The sequence below is a fragment of the Pseudomonas sp. R5(2019) genome, assembly GCF_009905435.1.
GTDB lineage: Bacteria > Pseudomonadota > Gammaproteobacteria > Pseudomonadales > Pseudomonadaceae > Aquipseudomonas.
In genome coordinates this window covers 97519-116718 of the sequence record NZ_JAAAMT010000005.1, presented here as the reverse complement: position 1 = coordinate 116718, position 19200 = coordinate 97519, and the positions used below count along the sequence as shown (strand labels likewise).

Below are 19200 nucleotides of genomic sequence, written 5' to 3'. Positions count from 1 at the left end.
CCTTACTCAATGTTCTGCACTTGTTCACGCATTTGCTCGATCAATACCTTGAGGTTGACCGCCGCCTGAGTGCTGCGCGGGTCAAAGGCTTTGGAGCCCAGGGTATTGGCTTCGCGGTTGAGCTCCTGCATCAGGAAGTCCAGGCGCCGACCGGCAGCCCCGCCAGCCTTGAGGACGCGGCGCACTTCGTTGATGTGGGTGCTGAGCCGGTCCAGCTCTTCGGCAACGTCGCTTTTTTGCGCCAGCAGGACCATTTCCTGCTCCAGGCGCTGGGGGTCCAGCTCGGCTTGCATGTCGGTGAAGCGGTCGAGGATCTTCTGTCGCTGGGTGGCAAGCATCTGCGGCACCTGGACGCGCAGGGTCGCGACTTCTCGGGTCATGCTGTCCAGGCGCTCATTGATCAGGCGGGCCAGCTCCGCGCCTTCGCGGTCGCGGCCGTTCTTGAGCTCTTGCAGGGCTTCGCCAAACAGCACCAGCGCCTCGTTGTTCAGGGCTTGCGGGTCGTTGGCGTCGGCCACCAGCACGCCAGGCCAGGCCAGCACTTCGAGCGGGTTGAGCGGTGCAGGTTGCTTGATCAGGCTGGCGACGGTTTCGGCGGCCGCCACCAGCTGCGCGGCGCGCTCGCGGTCGACTTGCAGCGGCTTGCCGGCGGTTTCTTCCACCAGGCGCAAAGTGCATTCGACCTTGCCGCGTGAAATCCCTTGGCGCAGTGCTTCGCGTACCGCGCCTTCGAGATCGCGCAAGGCGTCCGGCAGGCGCAGGTGTGGCTCCAGGTAGCGATGGTTGACTGATCGCAATTCCCAACTGAGGGTGCCCTGGATGCCAGCCCGTTCGACACGGGCGAAGGCGGTCATGCTGTGCACCATGGGAAATACCTCGCGCTTGAATGGTGGGAAGCCGGCAGGCCGGTAAAAGGCCTGGATTGTAGCGCAGTGCGACAGGCTCGCCCAATCAGCTGATGTTACAAAGAGTCCCATGGCTCCCCGGAAAAACCCGACGGACGCCGCGAGCCCACGGCCTGCGTGCTTATCCGACGGTCGGTCGGAGCCTCGGTTTTTTTAAAGTGTGACCGCCGTCAATTACGGGCTCTATAATGCTGGGCAGATTTGTGTCCCCCCAGTACAGGTATCCCCAAATGAAACGTCCAAGTGGTCGCGCTGCCGATCAGCTCCGCTCGATCCGCATCACCCGCAACTACACCAAACATGCCGAGGGGTCCGTACTGGTCGAGTTCGGTGACACCAAGGTCGTCTGCACGGTCAGCGTTGAAAACGGCGTGCCGCGGTTTCTGAAAGGTCAGGGCCAGGGTTGGTTGACCGCCGAGTACGGCATGCTTCCGCGCGCCACTGGCGAGCGTAACCAGCGTGAAGCCAGCCGTGGCAAACAAGGCGGCCGCACCCTCGAAATCCAGCGCCTGATCGGCCGCTCCCTGCGCGCTGCGCTGGACATGAGCAAGCTGGGTGACATCACCCTGTACGTCGATTGCGACGTTATCCAGGCCGATGGCGGTACCCGTACCGCGTCGATCACAGGTTCCATGGTCGCGCTGGTCGACGCCCTGCGCGTGGTCAAGAAGCGTGGTGGCTTGAAGGGGGGCGACCCGCTCAAGCAGATGATCGCTGCGGTGTCCGTCGGCATGTACCAGGGCGAGCCGGTGCTTGACCTGGACTACCTGGAAGACTCTGCTGCCGAGACCGACCTGAACGTGGTAATGACCAGCACCGGTGGCTTCATCGAAGTCCAGGGCACCGCCGAAGGCGCGCCGTTCCAGCCGCACGAGCTGAACGCGATGCTGGCACTGGCGCAAAAAGGCATGACCGATCTGTTCGAACTGCAGAACGCGTCGCTGGCCGACTGAACGTAATGCAAGGGGGCACCGCATGAGCGACGAACCGATTCCCTTGCCCACCCCGAACGCCAAAGTGCGTCAGTGGGCGATGTTCTGCCACCTGGCAGCGTTCTTCGGTCTGCTGTTTCCCTTTGGCAGCCTGCTTGGCCCGCTGATTGTCTGGCAGTTGAAAAAGGATCTTGATCCTTATGTCGACGCCCAGGGCAAGGAGGCGCTGAACTTCCAGATCACCGTCGCGATCGTGTCGATGATCTATTTCCTGCTGATGTTTGTGCTGGTGGGGTTCGCGCTGCTGGGGCTGGTGGTGATCGCTGCGGGTATCCTGGCGATCATTGCGGCGGTCAAGGCCAATGAAGGCCAGCCGTATCGTTATCCGTTCACCTGGCGGTTGATCAAATAATCACCAGATGCAAAAAAGCCGACTTCGCAGTCGGCTTTTTTGTGCCTGTCGGCTGACTAGATCGTCAGCGTCCAGTCGTAGTCCACGATCAGCGGCGCATGCTGGGAGAAGCGCGGCTGGCGTGGCAGGCGAGCGCTGCGGACGAACCGGCGCAGGCCAGGGGTCAGCAACTGGTAGTCGAAACGCCAGCCCAGGTTGAGCATCTCGGCCTGTTCGTTGTCTGGCCACCAGCTGTACTGATCGCCTTCACGGCTGACTTCGCGCAAGGCGTCGACATAGCCCATGTTGCCAACAATCTCGTCCATCCAGGCGCGCTCAGGGGCGAGGAAGCCCGGCGACTGCTGGCTGTCACGCCAGTTCTTGATGTCGAGCTTCTGCTGCGCCACGTAGAGCGAGCCGCAGTAGATGTACTCGCGACGCTTACGCCGCTGCTTGTCCAGGTATTTGGCGAAGTCGTCCATGAGCTTGAACTTGCCGTTCAAGTCTTCATCTCCGTTCATCCCTGATGGCAGCAGCAGGGTCGCAATACTGACTTTGTCGAAATCTGCCTGCAGGTAGCGCCCGTAGCGGTCGGCTGTTTCGAAGCCCAGACCACTGATGACTGCCTTCGGCTGCAACCGCGAGTAAAGTGCCACGCCACCCTGGGCGGGAACTTCGGCATCGCAGGCGTATAAGAAGTAACCATCCAGTTGGAAGGCTGCATCGTCCAGTTCGAAGGCGGAGGCGCGGGTGTCCTGCAGGCAGATGACGTCGGCATTCTGGGCTTGCAGCCAACTGAGCAAACCACGCTCGACTGCAGCCTGAATACCATTCACGTTCACACTGATGATCCGCATAAATGGCCCCAAAAATCTCGTGCGTGTATGATACCCGAGCTCTACCTAATTAGCTAAATCCGTGGTATTCGGGACTTTTTCATGCAGCCGTATCAGCGCGACTTCATTCGTTTTGCCATCGATCGTGGGGTTCTGCGCTTCGGTGAATTCACCCTGAAATCAGGGCGTACCAGCCCGTATTTCTTCAATGCCGGCCTGTTTAACAGTGGTTCGGCGCTGGCGCAGCTGGGGCGTTTCTATGCTGCGGCGATTGTTGAAAGCGGTATTTCCTTCGACGTTCTGTTCGGGCCGGCCTACAAGGGCATCCCGCTGGCGGCCGCTACGGCGGTGGCCCTGGCCGAACATCACAATCGCGATCTGCCCTGGTGCTTCAACCGCAAGGAAGCCAAGGCTCACGGCGAAGGCGGTAGCCTGGTCGGCGCACCATTGGCCGGTGATGTGTTGATCATCGACGACGTGATCACCGCGGGCACCGCGATCCGTGAGGTGATGCAGATCATCCAGGGTCAGAACGCCAAGGCGGCCGGTGTGTTGATCGCTCTCAACCGTCAGGAGCGTGGCAACGGTGAGCTGTCGGCGATCCAGGAAGTCGAGCGTGACTTCGGTATTCCGGTGGTCAGTATCGTTTCGCTGAACCAGGTGCTGGAATTCCTGGCCGATGATCCGGCGCTCAAGCAGCACTTGCCGGCAGTTGAAGCCTATCGGGCTCAATACGGCATCTGATCGCACTCACGCCGGTAGGAGCAAGGCTTGCCTGCGATGGGCTGCGAAGCAGACCCTAGGGCCGCTGCGCGCCCCATCGCGGGCAAGCCCGGCTCCTACAGGGGTGGTTAGCAAATCGAAAAAAAGGCCCTGCATTTGCAGAGCCTTTTTTATTTCTGGCGCGGATCAGTGACGCTTGCGGTTGCTGATCAGCGTACCCACACCGCTGTCGGTGAAGATTTCCAGCAGCACGGCATTCGGCACGCGGCCGTCGATGATGTGCGAGCTGTTAACGCCGCCCTGTACCGCTTCCAGCGCGCAACGAATCTTGGGCAGCATGCCGCCGTAGATGGTGCCGTCGGCGATCAGGCCGTTGACTTGCTCGGTGGTCAGGCCGGTGAGGACCTGGCCTTGCTTGTCCATCAGGCCTGCGATGTTGGTCAGCAGGATCAGCTTCTCGGCCTTGAGGGCTTCGGCGACCTTGCCGGCCACAAGGTCGGCGTTGATGTTGTACGACTCGCCATCGGCGCCGACACCAATCGGTGCGATGACCGGGATGAAGTCGCCTTTGACCAGCATGTTCAGCAGGTCGGTATTGACCCCGACCACTTCGCCCACATGACCGATGTCGATGATTTCAGGCGTGGTCATCTCTGGCGTCTGACGTGTGACGGACAGCTTTTTCGCGCGGATCAACTGGGCGTCCTTGCCGGTCAGGCCGATGGCGCTGCCGCCATGGCTGTTGATCAGGTTGACGATGGACTTGTTCACCTGGCCGCCGAGAACCATTTCCACCACGTCCATGGTCTGCGCATCGGTCACGCGCATGCCATCGATGAAGTGGCTCTCGATCGACAGGCGCTTGAGCAGGTCGCCGATTTGCGGGCCACCGCCATGCACCACCACCGGGTTGATGCCGACCGCTTTCATCAGCACCACGTCACGGGCGAAGCCAGTCTTGAGCTCCTCGCTCTCCATAGCGTTGCCGCCGTATTTGATCACCAGCGTCTTGCCGACGAAGCGGCGGATGTAGGGCAGCGCTTCGGACAAAACCTTGGCGACATTGGCGGCGGCATCGTGTTCGAGGGTCATGCAGGGCTCCAGAGGAACAAATCAATCAGAACGGTAGTTGGAGGTCAGGCGCAACGCGTTTCAATTGGGCGTGGAACACGTCCTGAATGCGCACAAGTTCGGCCTTGTTATCAGCCTCGAAGCGCAGCACCAGTACCGGGGTGGTATTGGAGGCGCGAACCAGGCCCCAGCCGTTGGGGTAGTCGACCCGCACACCGTCGATGGTGGTCAGGCTGGCTTCGCCCCATTGAGCATCGCGTTGCAAGGCATCAATGATGCTGAATTTAGTCTCGTCGGTCACATCAATATTGATTTCCGGCGTAGAAATATCGTTCGGGAAGGCCGCGAACAGCTCTTCGGCGCTTACCTTGCTCTTGGCGAGGATCTCCAGCAGGCGTGCAGCGCTGTAGATGCCGTCGTCGAAGCCGAACCAGCGCTCCTTGAAGAAGATATGCCCGCTCATTTCGCCGGCCAGCAAGGCACCGCTTTGCTTCATTTTCTTCTTGATCAACGAGTGACCGGTCTTCCACATCAGCGAACGACCGCCGTAACTCTCGATCAGCGCCTTCAGGCCACGGGTGCATTTGACGTCGTAGATGATCTCGGCGCCCGGGTTGCGGGCGACCACATCCTTGGCGAACAGCATCAGCAGGCGGTCAGGGTAAACAATGCTGCCGGTGTTGGTGACAACACCGACGCGGTCACCGTCGCCATCGAAGGCCAGGCCCAGGTCAGCGTTGGTTTCCTTGACCTTGGCGATCAGGTCTTCAAGGTTTTCCGGCTTGCCCGGGTCCGGGTGGTGGTTGGGGAAATTGCCATCGACGTCGCAGAACAACGGGATCACCTCGCAGCCCAGCGCCTCGATCAGCTGCGGCGCGATCACGCCGGCCGCGCCGTTGCCGCAGTCGACCACTACCTTGAGCTTGCGGGCCAGCTTGATGTCGTTGCGGATGTGCGTGTGGTAGCGATCAAGGATCTCGACTTTCTCGACACTGCCTTCACCGGTGGGCAGGTGGTTCTCGGCGATGCGGTTATACAGCGCCTGGATCTGCTCATTGGCCAGGGTGTCGCCGGCGATGACGATCTTGAACCCGTTGTAGTCGGACGGGTTGTGGCTGCCGGTCAACATCACTCCGGATTTGCCGGCCAATACGTTGGCGGCGTAGTAGAGCGCCGGGGTCGGCACCAGGCCGACGTCGCTGACCTGGCAGCCGGCATCGCGGATACCTTCGATCAGGCGCTGGACCAGTTCCGGGCCGGACAGGCGGCCATCACGGCCGACCGAAACGTTCGGTTCGCCTTCGGCCAGGCTTTGCGCGCCAATGGCGCGGCCGATCCAGTAGGCATCATCAGCGTGCAGCGTTTTGCCGACGATGCCACGGATGTCGTATGCACGAAAAATGCTTTGCAGGATGGTTGGGGCGGCGGATGCGATGCTGTTCATATGCGAGGAATTCTCCGAATTCGTAATGGGCTGTACTTCATCTTGGATGTCGCCGCACGCCTGATTATCAGGCGAGTACATCGGATGATAGCTGGCTCAAACTGAACGCTTGGACGGTATTTATGCCCTAGAGTTCGCTGGCGAGCCGCTCCGATGGTCGGTAGCAGCCGCGAATGGGCGCGAAGGGCAGATCCGTATCCCCCGCGCCGCGAGCCATGCAGCGTGATCAATGGCTACCGGAATGTCCGAAGCCACCGGCGCCACGCTGGCTTTCGTCGAACTGCTCGACGATGTCGAAATGCGCCTGAACCACCGGTACCAACACCAGTTGGGCAATGCGCTCGCCGACGGCGATGGTGAATGCTGTCTGGCCACGGTTCCAGCACGACACCATCAGTTCGCCCTGGTAATCGGAGTCGATCAGGCCGACCAGATTGCCCAGCACGATGCCGTGCTTATGGCCCAGGCCAGAGCGCGGCAGGATCAGGGCCGCCAGGCCCGGGTCGCCGATATAAATCGACAGGCCGGTAGGGATCAGCAGCGTCTGACCGGGCTCGAGCACCGTTGCCTCTTTGAGCATGGCACGCAGGTCCAGGCCTGCAGAGCCGGACGTTGCGTACTGAGGCAGCGGAAACTCGTTGCCGATGCGGGGGTCGAGGATCTTGGCTTGTAGAGCGTGCATGTGTCGTTAAACCTGATTGAGACGGTCGGCAATAAAAGCGATCAGCTGGCGGGCAATCTTGCCTTTGCTGGTCTGGGCGAAGAGTGTTTCGTTGAGTTGGCGGTCGATCACGCTGACGGCGTTCTCCTCGCTGTTGAAGCCGATGCTGGGGTTGGCCACATCGTTGGCGACAATCAGGTCGAGGTTTTTGTCTTTCAGTTTGCGTGCGGCGTAATCGAGCAGGTGTTCGGTCTCGGCGGCAAAGCCGACACTGAACGGACGATCCGGGCGGGTGGCGATGGTGGCCAGAATATCCGGGTTGCGCACCATCTGCAGCAGTAGTCCGTCGCCGGTTGTAGGGTCTTTCTTGAGTTTTTGCGGGGCAACGACTTCCGGACGGTAGTCCGCCACCGCTGCCGAGGCGATGAAGACGTCGCAGGGGATCGCTGCTTCACAGGCCGCAAGCATGTCACGGGCACTGACCACGTCAATCCGCGTGACCCGGTCCGGGGTCGGCAGATGCACGGGACCTGTGACCAGGGTGACTCGCGCACCTGCTTCGACTGCAGCCTCGGCCAGGGCAAAGCCCATTTTCCCCGAGCTGTGGTTGGTGATGTAGCGCACCGGGTCAATGTTTTCCTGGGTCGGGCCGGCGGTGATCAGCACGTGCTTGCCGGTCAGAAGCTGGTGCTGGAAGCAGCTGGCGGCGCATTCGGCCAGGTCCGTGGCTTCGAGCATGCGCCCAAGGCCCACATCGCCGCAGGCCTGGCTGCCGGACGCCGGGCCGAACACCTTGAACTTGCGGCTTTGCAGCAGTTCCAGGTTGGCTTGGGTGGCCGGGTCGCGCCACATGGCCTGGTTCATGGCCGGTGCCAGGGCGACGGTGGCATCGGTGGCCAGCACCAGGGTGGTCAGCAAGTCATTGGCGATGCCCTGGGCCAGGCGCGCGATCAAGTCGGCGGTGGCGGGTGCGATCAATACCAGGTCGGCCCATTTGGCCAGCTCGATATGCCCCATGGCCGCTTCGGCGGCAGGGTCGAGCAGGTCCATGTGGACCGGGTGGCCGGACAGGGCCTGCATGGTCAACGGGGTGATGAATTCACTGCCGCCACGGGTCATTACCACGCGCACTTCAGCGCCGTGCTCAAGGAGTCGGCGAACCAGCTCGGCGCTCTTGTAGGCGGCAATGCCGCCGCCGACGCCGAGAACGATGCGCTTACGATACAGCCGCTGCATAGGCCTGCCTTTTTGTTCAGTGTTTACACAACGACACTGGTGCCTTCCCACACCGGATGTCGCGAAAAAAAGATGGGCTAAGATAGCACAGCGCTTGCTACGGAACAGCGGCGCCCAACCGTACACATGGAGGTGTTATGAGTATTCGTGAGTGGCCTGCGGCGGAGCGGCCGCGGGAGCGGCTGCTGGAGCGTGGGGCTGCGAGTTTGTCCGATGCCGAGTTACTGGCCATTTTCTTGCGCACCGGCGTCAGTGGCCGAAGTGCCGTCGACCTGGCGCGCCATCTGCTCGACCAGTTCGGCAGTCTGCGCGCCTTGCTGGAGGCCGACCTTCCAGCGTTCAGCGCGCATCTGGGGCTTGGGCCTGCCAAGTTTGCCCAACTGCAGGCTGTGCTGGAGATGGCCAGGCGGCATCTGGCTGAGCGTTTGCGGCGCGAGTCCGCGCTGGAGAGTCCGCAGGCGGTTCGGGACTTTCTAAAAGCCCAATTGCGCCATGAGCCCCATGAGGCATTCGGTTGCCTGTTTCTCGATTCCAAACATCGGGTGGTGGCTTTCGAGATCCTCTTTCGCGGCACCATCGCCGGCGCCAGCGTGCACCCGCGTCAGGTGGTCAAGCGTGCCCTGGCGCACAATGCCGCGGCGCTGATCCTCTGTCACAACCACCCATCGGGGGTGTGCGAGCCCAGCCAGGCTGACCGGGCGTTGACCCGGCAGCTTCAACAGTCACTGGAGCTGATTGATGTCAGGGTGCTCGACCATTTCATCGTCGGTGAAGGCGAGCCCCTGTCGATGGCCGAATATGGCTGGCTTTAAGGCGTAACCGTGACCTTCGAGAAATCCTGGCGGCCGAAGGGGCTGACTTCATAACCCTGCACGCCCTTGCGCATCAGCACCGCGGCGGTGGGGTGCGCGAGGGGCAGCCAGAGTGCCTGTTGCTGGATCTTGCTCTGCGCCTCTTGATAGAGCTTGGTGCGCACGCCTTGTTCGCCCGTGGTTTTGGCGGCGCTGATCAGCTTGTCCAGGCCTTGGTCGCAGTAGCGAGCGAAGTTGGTGCCGGACTCCACCGCCGCACAGGAAAACTGCGGGGTCAGGAAGTTGTCCGGGTCGCCGTTATCGCCGGCCCAGCCCATGAACAGCAGGTCATGTTCGCCGGCCTTGGCGCGGCGAATCAGCTCGCCCCATTCGATCACGCGAATCTCGGCCTTGATCCCGACCTTGGCCAGATCCGCCTGCAAAAGCTGTGCGCCCAGGCTCGGGTTGGGGTTGAGCAGGCTGCTGGAGGGGCGCGTCCAAATGGTGGTGCTGAAGCCGTCTTTCAGGCCGGCCTTGGCCAGCAGTGCGCGGGCCTTGTCGGGGTCGTAGGCGTAGCCGGGCAGCTCTTTGGCGTAGCTCCAGGTGTTCGGTGGGTAGGGGCCGCTGGCGGCCTCGGCAGTGCCTTCGAATACTGCCTTGAGGTAGTTGGGCTTGTCGAAGGCGAGGTTGATGGCCTGGCGGACCTCAGGCTTGTCCAGCGGCGGGTGCTGGGCGTTGATTCCCAGAAACGCGGTCATGAAGGCTTCAGTCTTTTCCACCTTGAGCGTCGGGTCCTGGCCTGCGGCCGCAATGTCCAGTGGCTTGGGCGACAGGGCGATCTGGCATTCGTTGCTGCGCAGTTTTTGCAGGCGCACGTTGGCGTCCGGGGTGATGGCGAAGATCAATGGGTCAACCGATGGCTTGCCGGCAAAGTAGTCCGGGTTGGCCTTGTAGCGCACCACGGCGTCTTTCTGGTAACGGCTGAAAATGAACGGGCCGGTTCCGATCGGCTGGGCGTTGAGCTTTTCCGGCTTGCCGGCATCGAGCAGTTGTTCGGCGTATTCGGCCGAATAGATGGAGGCAAAGCCCATGCTCAGGGTTGCCAGGAAGGTCGAGTCCGGGCGATTGAGGGTAAAGCGCACGGTCAGCGGGTCGGTGGCGTCCACTTGCTTGATCAGGGTGGTCAACTGCATCGACTGGGCATGCGGGAAGCCGCTTTGGGCGACCTTGTGCCAGGGGTTGGCCGGGTCGAGCATGCGCTGAAAGCTGAACACCACGTCGCGGGCGTCGAGGGGACGCTTGGGCTTGAACCAGGCGGTGCTGTGGAATTTGACGTCCGGGTGCAGCTTGAACAGGTAAGTCAGGCCGTCGGTGGACACTTCCCAGCTGTCGGCCAGGCTCGGCTTGAGCGTGCCTTGCCGGGCATCGAAGTCCACCAGACGGTTCATCAGCACGTCGGCCGAGGCGTTGGTGGTGGTCAGCGAGTTGTACTGGACCACGTCGAATCCTTCGGGGCTGGCTTCGGTGCAGACGCTCAAGGCGGCTGCGAAGACCTGCGCGGGGACGAGCAGAGGGGCGAGTAACAATGGCAACATCGCAAGACGCATGGTTGAAATTCCTTTGCGGGTCGAAGGTCCATCTGCCGGCGCAGTCTGGTAAAGTCCTTACCCTAGTGATCTGTTACAGAAATGACCATCCCCATTTTGCCTTACGCGACGACGAGTGGTCACGCTGTCTCCCGGCCCCATGGCAGCAGCTCCTGCGCCATGAATCGGCAACCGTGGAGAAAGACAAAGTGCACCGAGTGTTGTTGCGGGCAGGTCTTTCTGGTATAAAGCAGCGCTCTTTTCTAGGGGCCCGGTTCGTGTACCTGTTGGTGCATCCGGTAAGACCCTGAAGAAACGCGGCGCCTGGCGCCAAATTGACTGAGAGATTAAGCGGCCAACCCATGCCGGGTTGGGCATGTGGTTTTAGAGGGCTGAGGCATGTCGAGAGTCTGTCAAGTTACCGGTAAGGGTCCGGTAACCGGGAATAACATTTCCCACGCAAATAACAAAACCCGTCGTCGTTTCCTGCCGAACCTGCAGCATCACCGCTTCTGGGTCGAATCCGAGAAGCGTTTCGTGCGTCTGCGCGTATCTGCTAAAGGTATGCGTATCATCGACAAGCGCGGCATTGATGTCGTGCTGGCCGAAATTCGCCGTAACGGCGCCAAGGTTTAAGGGAGAGAATCATGCGTGAATTGATCCGTCTGGTGTCGACTGCCAATACTGGCCACTTCTACACCACCGACAAGAACAAGCGCACCACTCCGGACAAAATCGAAATCAAAAAATTCGATCCGGTTGTTCGCAAGCACGTGATCTACAAAGAAGCCAAAATCAAGTAATTGATCCGGTTTCAGCGTGAGGCCCCTTCGGGGGCCGAGCGCCAACAAAAAAGCCCAACCGCAAGGTTGGGCTTTTTTGTGCCTGGTGAAAAAGCGCTGAGTGAATCAACCGAAGGTGATGCGCTCAACCACGTTGTCATCATCCACGCACAGGTTAAGGCGTTCTATGCGCAGGTCCTTTGTCGCCATATGGCCTGCGCCGTAAGGCCGGGTGATACGTCCGGTCTGCGCTACATAGTTACTCGGCCGTCACCTGGACCTTTGGCTCGAACATCACATAAATCTTGCGGCAGGTCTCCAGCACCTCCCAAGTGCCACGAAAGCCCGCGGGGATTACAAAACGGTCACCGGCGCGCAGGGTCTTGGCGTTGCCCTCATGGTCACGCAGCACTGAAACGCCCTGCACGATTTCGCAGTATTCGTGCTCGGTGTAATTGACCGTCCAATGGCCTTTTTCACCTTCCCATACGCCTGCGCCAAACTGGCCGCACGGGCTGCTGTAATGGTGAAAGACCGTTTGTTCCGGGTCGCCAGCGAGCACTTTTTCCGCAGCCGGACGATAGCGTTCGGCTTGAGTGGCGGCTTGGCTGAAATCGATGATCTGATTGATGTTCATACGCTGGCTCCCCGGTTTGTTTAATAAAACGCACATGAGTAGGCGTTTGCTTCGGATATGTCAAATATATTGATAATTCCTCGGTCGGTGGTTTAGGGTGACGGGTGCCCTTGGCTGATGCTCGCTCGGGCAGAATTTTCGACTTCGCCGTCGAGACCCTCTCGCGGCGTTGCCATCAAACAAGAGGAGGAGATTCGTATGACCACCCTGACTCGTGCGGACTGGGAGCAACGCGCCCGGGAACTGAAGATCGAAGGCCGTGCTTTCATCAACGGTGAATACACCGCCGCTGTGTCGAACGAGACATTCGAGTGCATCAGCCCGGTTGACGGCCGCCTCCTGGCGAAAATCGCCAGTTGCGATGCCGCCGACGCCCAGCGCGCCGTCGAGAACGCCCGCGCTACCTTCAATTCCGGCGCCTGGTCGCGTCTGGCACCGACCAAACGCAAAACCACCATGATTCGTTTCGCAGGCCTCTTGCGTCAGCACGCACAGGAACTGGCACTGCTCGAAACCCTGGACATGGGCAAACCCATCAATGACTCGCTGAACATCGACGTGCCGGGCGCAGCCCAGGCGCTGAGCTGGAGCGGCGAGGCGATCGACAAGATCTACGATGAAGTGGCGGCGACCCCGCATAACCAGCTCGGCCTGGTGACGCGCGAAGCCGTGGGCGTGGTGGCGGCCATAGTGCCGTGGAACTTCCCGTTGCTGATGTCTTGCTGGAAGCTCGGCCCGGCGTTGTCCACCGGTAACTCGGTGATCCTCAAGCCTTCGGAAAAATCCCCACTGACGGCGATTCGTATCGCCCAGTTGGCAATCGAGGCCGGCATCCCGGCCGGTGTGCTGAACGTGCTGCCAGGCTATGGCCACACCGTTGGCAAGGCTCTGGCCTTGCATATGGACGTTGATACCCTGGTGTTCACCGGCTCCACCAAGATCGCCAAGCAACTGATGATCTATGCCGGTGAATCGAACATGAAGCGTGTCTGGCTGGAAGCCGGCGGCAAGAGCCCGAACATCGTCTTTGCCGACGCACCGGACCTGCAAGCGGCTGCCGAGGCCGCTGCCAGCGCCATTGCCTTCAACCAGGGCGAAGTCTGCACCGCGGGCTCGCGCCTGCTGGTCGAGCGCTCGATCAAGGACAAGTTCCTGCCGCTGGTGATCGAAGCCCTCAAGGCCTGGAAGCCGGGCAACCCACTGGACCCAGCCACCACCGTCGGTGCGCTGGTGGACACCCAGCAGATGAACACCGTGCTGTCCTACATCGAGGCCGGCCACAGCGAGGGCGCCAAACTGCTGGCGGGCGGCAAGCGCACCCTGCAGGAAACCGGTGGCACCTACGTGGAACCGACCATCTTCGATGGCGTCAGCAATGCCATGAAAATCGCCCGGGAAGAAATCTTTGGCCCAGTGCTCTCGGTCATTGCCTTCGACAGCGTCAAGGAAGCGATCGAGATCGCCAACGACACTCCCTACGGTCTGGCTGCGGGTATCTGGACGTCGGATATCTCCAAGGCTCACCTGACGGCCAAGGCGCTGCGCGCCGGTAGCGTCTGGGTCAACCAGTACGACGGAGGCGACATGACCGCGCCGTTCGGGGGGTTCAAGCAATCGGGCAACGGCCGTGACAAGTCGCTGCATGCTTTCGACAAATACACCGAGCTGAAAGCGACCTGGATCAAGCTGTAAACCTTGCCGGCACCGCCAGCCTGGCGGCGCCGGACTTTTGATTCTGCCGCACAGCCGGGCGCTCCTTCGGGAGGCCCGGCTGTGTTGCTTCAGCGGCTTATTCACTGGAGTGTGAACATGCGTTGGGGTACTTATTTCGCCGTGCTGGCCGCTGTCTTGAGCGTGGGGCTGGCGCTTGGCGTCAGCATGCCGTTGGTGTCATTGCGCCTGGAAAGCTGGGGCTATGGCTCGTTTGCCATTGGTGTCATGGCGGCCATGCCAGCGCTGGGCGTGTTGCTCGGTGCCAAGGTGTCGAGCCGACTGGCCGCGCACTTCGGCACGCCGGCATTGATGCGCTTGTGCCTGTGGGCGGGGGCCTTGTCCATCGGCTTGCTGGGGCTGTTGCCCAGTTACCCGGTCTGGCTGGTGCTGCGCTTGCTGATCGGGGTCATCCTGACCATTGTCTTCATTCTGGGTGAAAGCTGGATCAACCAACTGGTGGTCGAGCAGTGGCGTGGTCGTCTGGTAGCGCTGTATGGCAGCAGCTATGCCCTGAGCCAGCTGGCCGGGCCACTGTTGCTGGGGGCCGTGGGGGCCGACGACGACCTGGGTTTCTGGATCGGCGTCGGTTTACTGGTGACATCACCCGTGTTGCTGCTCGGGCGCGGCGGAGCGCCGGCCAGCGATGCCTGTAGCGTGACCTTGAGCGAATTGGCCGGCTTCTGCCGTCGCTTGCCGGTGATTGCCTGGGCCATTGCCTTGTTTGCAGCGTTCGAGGCGATGATTCTGACGCTGTTGCCGGTGTACTGCCTGCAGCAGGGCTTCAGCGAGCAAACCGCCTTGTACATGGTCGGCACCGTCGTGGTCGGCGATGCCTTGTTGCAACTGCCGATTGGCGCACTGGCCGACCGGATGTCGCGGCGCACGCTGTTTTTTGGCTGCGCGATTACCTTGTTGCTGTCGAGCCTGGCCATTCCGCTGTTGCTGCACACGCTACTGATCTGGCCGTTGTGGGTGCTGTTCGGGGCCAGCGCGGGTGGGCTGTTTACCTTGTCGCTGGTGTTGATTGGCGAGCGCTTTCGCGATGACGCACTGGTCCGTGCCAATGCGCACGTGGCTCAGCTGTGGGGTGTGGGCTGCCTGATCGGTCCGTTGGCGGCTGGTGCTGGCAGCCAGTGGGTCAACGGCCATGCCTTGCTCTGGTTTATGGCCGCGGGTGCGCTGGGTCTGGTGTTGCTGGCGCGTCGACGCGATGCCTTTGGCGTGGTGGCTGCGACCTAGAGCATCTTCTCAAGGCCCACGGCCTTGCTGATCCAGGCATTGAAGCGTCGCCAGGCACCGCCCGGTTCGGTTTGCACGGTATGGAGCTGGTGATCGTCTTCGGTCACCCAGACCACCTGGCCTGCCTTCAGCTTGGCCTCATAGCTCAAAGAGGGCGCCATACCTTCCAGGGCAAGTTCGCGTAAATAGCTGGCCAGTTCCGGGCTATCGACCAATACGCCCACTTCAGTGTTCCAGAGTAGTGAGCGGGGGTCGAAATTGAATGAGCCGACAAAGGCATTCTGGCGGTCGAAGATGATTGCCTTGCTGTGCAGGCTGGAATCGGAGCTGCCAGGCGCACTGCCGCCGCTGGAGGCGCCCGGCTGTCGGCGCAGTTCGAACAGCCGCACCCCATGCTTGAGCAGCGCTTTGCGGTAGGGAGCATAGCCGCCGTGGACGGCCGGCACATCGGTCGCTTCCAGTGAATTGGTCAGCAGCCTGATTTCGACTCCGGCATCGGCGCGGCTGGTCAAGTACAGCAGGCCCTCATCACGGGGTACGAAATAGGCAGAAATCAGGATCAGTTCCTGATTGACCGTGCGCAGTTGCGTCTCCAACTGCGTGGTCAACAGCAAGTGCGGGTCGGGTTCGCCCTTCGCCAACACCTTGCTTGGGGCGTCCCACAGCGCCTGGTTGTGGGCCCAGATCAGCTCCTGGCGCCAGACGCTCAGCTGCGGCTTGGTCTGATAGGCCATCAGCCGGTCATACAGTGCCTTGCGCTGGACCTTGGCCTCGGCCAGTGATTGCTCAAGGCGCTTTCGGGTTTCGAGCAAGTCCTGTTGCGTCGGTTGGCGGTACAGGAAATCGCCAATCGGCCGGCTCAGCGCGCTGTTCCAATACTGGTCGAAACTGTGCCCGAGCTGTTCGGCCACTGGCCCGACGCTGAGCAGGTCGATATCGGTGAAGTTCAGGTTCGATTCGGCATCGAAATAGGCGTCGCCCAGATTTCGCCCGCCGACGATCGCGAGGCTGTTATCCACCAGCCAGAGTTTGTTGTGCATGCGCCGGTGTTGCTGCGACAGGTTGAACAGCCTGCCCATCGTGCGGGTCACCCCTGTGCTGCGGCCCAAATGGAGCGGGTTGAAGACCCGCAGCTGGATGTTCGGGTGGGCGGCGAGGGTGGCCATGACGTCCTCCAGCCCATCGCTGGCGGTGTCGTCGAGCAGAATACGCACGCGTACACCGCGATCGGCAGCGATCAGCAGTTCATGCACCAGCGCGCGGGTGCTCAGGCCGTCGTGGACGATGTAGTACTGCAAATCGATGCTGATCTGGGCATTGCGAATCAGCTCCGCTCGGGCCCTGAAGGCTTCGCTGCTGTTGGGCAGCAAGCGAAAGCCGGACTTGTCTTCATGGCGGGCGGCCTCGGCCTGGATCGAGCGCCCCAGCGCCGACTGGCTGGCTGGCAGCGCCTGACTGGTTTCGCGCGGCACGTTGACGGAGGCGCAGCCGACCAGGGCCAGGAGTAGCAGCATTGGCAGGACCCGACTGATTCTCAAAGGCGTTTCCTCTGGCGCAGGGCTTGAACATATCGACCGTTCAGAAAGCTCGAAAGTTACCGCATCAGCCGTCGAGTTCGCCGAGCAATTGCGTCGCGGTGGCCCCGACCTTGCGCACGGCTTCCTCGATCTCACGGGTGACTTGCGAGGCGAAGTTCATGCGCAGGCAATTTCGGTATTTGCCTGATGCCGAGAAAATACTGCCCACCGCGATCTGTACGCCTTGTTCCAGTAAAGCCCGATTCAGGCGCAGCGTATCGAAACCTTCCGGCAATTCGATCCACAGCATGAAGCCGCCTTGCGGCCGACTGGCGCGGGTACCGGCGGGAAAGTAGCGGCCCAGCTGCACCACATCCTTGGACCCATACAGTTGAGGCAAAAATACAGGATTCAGTCGGCGAATTTATCCATCTGTATGGAACAATTTCAAATTGTTTGCATCTGTAACGGTTTCTGCCCCGGGCGCATGCTTTTCCTCGTGGTCAACGCGACTTCGAGGAGAGGAAGACATGAGCGGCATGAGCGATGTGCGACTGGGGTTACATAGCCAGGAACTGGAGCAGCAGGGCCCCTGCGTGTTCAGCGCGCCCGCCGGCTTGAAAGGCTGGGGCCTGATGTACCACCGCTGGCGAACCCGTCGTGAATTGCTGGAGCTCGATCGCGATCAGCTGCGCGATATTGGCCTGAGCCCCACCCAGGCGCGTGAAGAGGGGCTCAAGCCGTTCTGGCGTTGCTAAACCAGTTCTTTGAGGCGGTGCCAGAGCATGCCAAGCGCCAGCAGCGGCGAGCGCAGGTGTTTGCCGCCGGGGAAGGTGATGTGTGGCACCTTGGCGAACAGATCGAAGCCAGTGCTGTGCTGGCCGGCGATGGCTTCGGCCAGCAGTTGGCCCGCCAGGTGTGTGGCGTTCACGCCATGGCCGGAATAGGCCTGGGCGTAATACACATTGGGCTGGTCCTTCAGGCGGCCGATTTGCGGCAGGCGGTTGGCGCCGATGCCGATCATGCCGCCCCACTGGTAATCGATGCGCACGTCAGCCAGCTGCGGGAAGACCTTGAGCATCTTCGGCCGCATGTAAGCGGCGATATCCGACGGATCGCGCCCGGAATAATGGCAAGCGCCGCCAAACAGCAGCCGCCGGTCCGCTGACAGGCGATAGTAATCGAGCGCTACTCGCTGGTCGCAGACCGCCATGTTCTGCGGCAGCAGCTGCCGCGCGCGCGCTTCGCTGAGCGGTTCGGTGGCGATGATGTAGCTGCCCGCCGGTAAAACCTTGCCGCTCAGTTCCGGGTTCAGGTCGTTGAGGTAGGCATTGCAGGCCAGTACCAGGGTGTTGGCGCGCACCGAACCCTGGGCGGTGTGCACCCGCACCTGCGGGCCATAGTCGATGCGGGTGACGGCTGATTGTTCGAACAGCTTCACTCCAAGCTCTGCCGCTACGCGCGCTTCGCCCAGCGCCAGATTGAGCGGATGCAAATGGCCTGAGCCCATGTCGATCAGGCCGCCGACATAGCGGTCCGAGCCCACCACTTGATGCATCTCTGAAGGTTGCAGCAGACGCAACTCATGGCGATAGCCCAGGTCGCGCAGTGCTTCGGCATCTTCGGCAAAGCCAGCCAGATCGGCCGGTTTGTTTGCCAAATCGCAGTAACCCCAGGTCAGGTCGCAGTCAATGCCGTGCTGCGCAACCCTTCGGCGGACAATCTCGACCGCTTCGAGCCCCAGTAACTTGAGCTGGCGCACGCCTTCTGTACCGATGACAGGCGCAAACTGATCAAGCCCATGGCCCACCCCGCGAATCAGCTGCCCGCCGTTGCGCCCGCTTGCGCCCCAGCCGATCCTGTTCGATTCAAGCAACACCACCGAGAAGCCGCGCTCGGCCAGTTCAATGGCGGTATTGAGCCCCGAGAAGCCGCCGCCGACCACGCACACATCGGCATTCACCTCGCCCTGCAAGGTCGGGTGGTCCGGTTGCGGAGCACTGCTGGCAGCGTAATAGGAGGCGGTGTGCGAGGCGGGGGCGGGCTTCTGAACGCGGGCGTTCATATGCAGGATCCTGATGGGTGTGTGGAAAACTTGACGCAGCATAAGCCGCACCTCTGCTGACAGGCAATCGCTGCTCTGCTACACCCATCTCCATTCATGCCGATATTGAGCGTGGTGCTTTTGATCTAGATGTAGGAGCCGGGCTTGCCCGCGATGAACGATGACGCGCAATACCTGTAAAACCGCGGCGTCCTTATCGCGAGCAAGCTCGGCTCCTACATAAAAAAAGCAGTCAACCATAGAATCTCCTACGCAACTTTTAAACGGGGCGTGCATGCGTCAAACTTCCCCCATCGATCACTGCCCGGCCTTTTTCATGAGTTGCAACAGCCACAAGATCCGCTTTCTGCGCGAGCAGATTCCTTCATTCGAATGCGTCCCAGGCTGTCACGATTGCTGCGGCCCGGTGACCACCTCGTCAGAAGAAATGGCCCGCTTGCCAAGAAAGACGGCTGCCGAGCAGGAGGCCGCGCTGGATGAGCTGAACTGTGTGCACTTGGGGCCCCAGGGCTGCACGGTGTATGACGAGCGCCCGCTGATCTGCCGGCTGTTCGGGACCACGCCGCGCTTGCCGTGCCCGCGCGGCCGTGGCCCTGAGGTCATGATCGACCCGCAGGCGGAAAAGCTCGTCCATCACTACATCGCCAGCACCCGCCAGGTGCTGGTCTGAA

General features: G+C 61.2%; 19 protein-coding genes and 2 pseudogenes. 10 read left to right on the top strand and 11 right to left on the bottom strand.

The window, feature by feature from the left end; genetic code table 11:
* Positions 1-2 precede the first annotated feature (2 nt).
* On the bottom strand, positions 3-866 hold the full coding sequence (locus GUY40_RS05500; RefSeq protein WP_166567926.1) for a YicC/YloC family endoribonuclease: 864 nt from the start codon (positions 864-866) through the stop codon (positions 3-5).
* A gap of 269 nt (positions 867-1135) precedes the next feature.
* On the opposite strand from GUY40_RS05500, the gene rph reads away from it, so the two are divergent.
* The gene (gene rph / locus GUY40_RS05495; protein ID WP_166567925.1) at positions 1136-1858 is read left to right on the top strand and encodes a ribonuclease PH; all 723 of its coding nucleotides are present in this window, start codon (positions 1136-1138) and stop codon (positions 1856-1858) included.
* 22 nt (positions 1859-1880) lie between these two features.
* Entirely contained in the window at positions 1881-2249 is a 369-nt protein-coding gene (locus GUY40_RS05490; RefSeq protein ID WP_166567924.1) for a DUF4870 domain-containing protein, read from the top strand.
* Between the two features lie 56 nt (positions 2250-2305).
* Here GUY40_RS05490 and GUY40_RS05485 read toward each other — a convergent pair whose 3' ends face one another.
* Positions 2306-3085 carry an exodeoxyribonuclease III gene (locus tag GUY40_RS05485; protein WP_166567923.1) on the bottom strand — a complete coding sequence of 260 codons (780 nt, stop codon included), beginning with the start codon at positions 3083-3085 and terminating at the stop codon, positions 2306-2308.
* Between the two features lie 81 nt (positions 3086-3166).
* Between GUY40_RS05485 and pyrE the strand changes: the two genes are divergently transcribed.
* On the top strand, positions 3167-3808 hold the full coding sequence (gene pyrE, locus GUY40_RS05480; protein ID WP_166567922.1) for an orotate phosphoribosyltransferase: 642 nt from the start codon (positions 3167-3169) through the stop codon (positions 3806-3808).
* 165 nt (positions 3809-3973) lie between these two features.
* On the opposite strand, the gene argB is transcribed toward pyrE, so the two are convergent.
* From argB to coaBC, 4 genes and pseudogenes are all read right to left on the bottom strand, one after another.
* Positions 3974-4879: an acetylglutamate kinase gene (argB, locus tag GUY40_RS05475; protein WP_166567921.1), complete on the bottom strand. Its 906-nt coding sequence runs from the start codon at positions 4877-4879 to the stop codon at positions 3974-3976.
* Positions 4880-4904: 25 nt separating this feature from the next.
* Positions 4905-6353, bottom strand: a pseudogene (locus tag GUY40_RS05470) (phosphomannomutase/phosphoglucomutase); the annotation flags it as partial.
* Between the two features lie 175 nt (positions 6354-6528).
* Complete coding sequence (gene dut, locus GUY40_RS05465; RefSeq protein ID WP_166567919.1) at positions 6529-6984, bottom strand: dUTP diphosphatase; 456 nt, start codon at positions 6982-6984, stop codon at positions 6529-6531.
* Positions 6985-6990: 6 nt separating this feature from the next.
* Positions 6991-8199 (bottom strand): bifunctional phosphopantothenoylcysteine decarboxylase/phosphopantothenate--cysteine ligase CoaBC, encoded by a 1209-nt coding sequence (coaBC, locus tag GUY40_RS05460; protein WP_166567918.1) that lies wholly within the window; start codon positions 8197-8199, stop codon positions 6991-6993.
* Positions 8200-8336: 137 nt separating this feature from the next.
* On the opposite strand from coaBC, the gene radC reads away from it, so the two are divergent.
* A complete protein-coding gene (gene radC, locus GUY40_RS05455; RefSeq protein ID WP_166567917.1) occupies positions 8337-9011 on the top strand; it encodes a DNA repair protein RadC in 675 nt (224 codons plus the stop codon).
* Here radC and GUY40_RS05450 read toward each other — a convergent pair.
* The gene (locus tag GUY40_RS05450) at positions 9008-10597 is read right to left on the bottom strand and encodes an ABC transporter substrate-binding protein (protein WP_166567916.1); all 1590 of its coding nucleotides are present in this window, start codon (positions 10595-10597) and stop codon (positions 9008-9010) included. The two genes, radC and GUY40_RS05450, sit on opposite strands and share 4 nt — an antisense overlap.
* Positions 10598-10975: 378 nt before the next feature.
* Here GUY40_RS05450 and rpmB point away from each other — a divergent pair, with 378 nt between their 5' ends.
* Together rpmB and rpmG are read left to right on the top strand one after the other, a co-directional pair.
* The gene (gene rpmB / locus GUY40_RS05445) at positions 10976-11212 is read left to right on the top strand and encodes a 50S ribosomal protein L28 (protein WP_166567915.1); all 237 of its coding nucleotides are present in this window, start codon (positions 10976-10978) and stop codon (positions 11210-11212) included.
* Between the two features lie 11 nt (positions 11213-11223).
* Positions 11224-11379 carry a 50S ribosomal protein L33 gene (gene rpmG / locus GUY40_RS05440; RefSeq protein WP_010225867.1) on the top strand — a complete coding sequence of 52 codons (156 nt, stop codon included), beginning with the start codon at positions 11224-11226 and terminating at the stop codon, positions 11377-11379.
* Positions 11380-11617: 238 nt separating this feature from the next.
* Here the strand turns inward: rpmG and GUY40_RS05435 are convergent, their stop codons facing one another.
* A complete protein-coding gene (locus GUY40_RS05435) occupies positions 11618-11995 on the bottom strand; it encodes a cupin domain-containing protein (protein ID WP_166567914.1) in 378 nt (125 codons plus the stop codon).
* 198 nt (positions 11996-12193) lie between these two features.
* Here GUY40_RS05435 and GUY40_RS05430 point away from each other — a divergent pair, with 198 nt between their 5' ends.
* Both GUY40_RS05430 and GUY40_RS05425 read left to right on the top strand, forming a co-directional pair.
* Positions 12194-13687 (top strand): aldehyde dehydrogenase, encoded by a 1494-nt coding sequence (locus tag GUY40_RS05430; protein WP_166567913.1) that lies wholly within the window; start codon positions 12194-12196, stop codon positions 13685-13687.
* Between the two features lie 117 nt (positions 13688-13804).
* Positions 13805-14947, top strand: a complete 1143-nt coding sequence (locus tag GUY40_RS05425; RefSeq protein WP_166567912.1) for an MFS transporter — start codon at positions 13805-13807, stop codon at positions 14945-14947.
* Here GUY40_RS05425 and GUY40_RS05420 read toward each other — a convergent pair.
* Positions 14944-16461 carry a phospholipase D family protein gene (locus GUY40_RS05420; RefSeq protein ID WP_371924717.1) on the bottom strand — a complete coding sequence of 506 codons (1518 nt, stop codon included), beginning with the start codon at positions 16459-16461 and terminating at the stop codon, positions 14944-14946. The two genes, GUY40_RS05425 and GUY40_RS05420, sit on opposite strands and share 4 nt — an antisense overlap.
* A gap of 88 nt (positions 16462-16549) precedes the next feature.
* Positions 16550-16822, bottom strand: a pseudogene (locus GUY40_RS05415) (aminotransferase class I/II-fold pyridoxal phosphate-dependent enzyme); the annotation flags it as partial.
* Between the two features lie 172 nt (positions 16823-16994).
* Between GUY40_RS05415 and GUY40_RS05410 the strand changes: the two are divergent.
* Positions 16995-17222, top strand: coding sequence for a DUF1127 domain-containing protein (locus GUY40_RS05410; protein WP_166567910.1), 228 nt, complete (start codon positions 16995-16997; stop codon positions 17220-17222).
* Here the strand turns inward: GUY40_RS05410 and GUY40_RS05405 are convergent.
* Positions 17219-18529, bottom strand: a complete 1311-nt coding sequence (locus GUY40_RS05405; protein WP_166567909.1) for an FAD-binding oxidoreductase — start codon at positions 18527-18529, stop codon at positions 17219-17221. The two genes, GUY40_RS05410 and GUY40_RS05405, sit on opposite strands and share 4 nt — an antisense overlap.
* Before the next feature lie 316 nt (positions 18530-18845).
* Here GUY40_RS05405 and GUY40_RS05400 point away from each other — a divergent pair, with 316 nt between their 5' ends.
* Positions 18846-19199, top strand: a complete 354-nt coding sequence (locus GUY40_RS05400; protein WP_166567994.1) for a YkgJ family cysteine cluster protein — start codon at positions 18846-18848, stop codon at positions 19197-19199.
* The last annotated feature ends 1 nt before the right edge of the window (position 19200 follow it).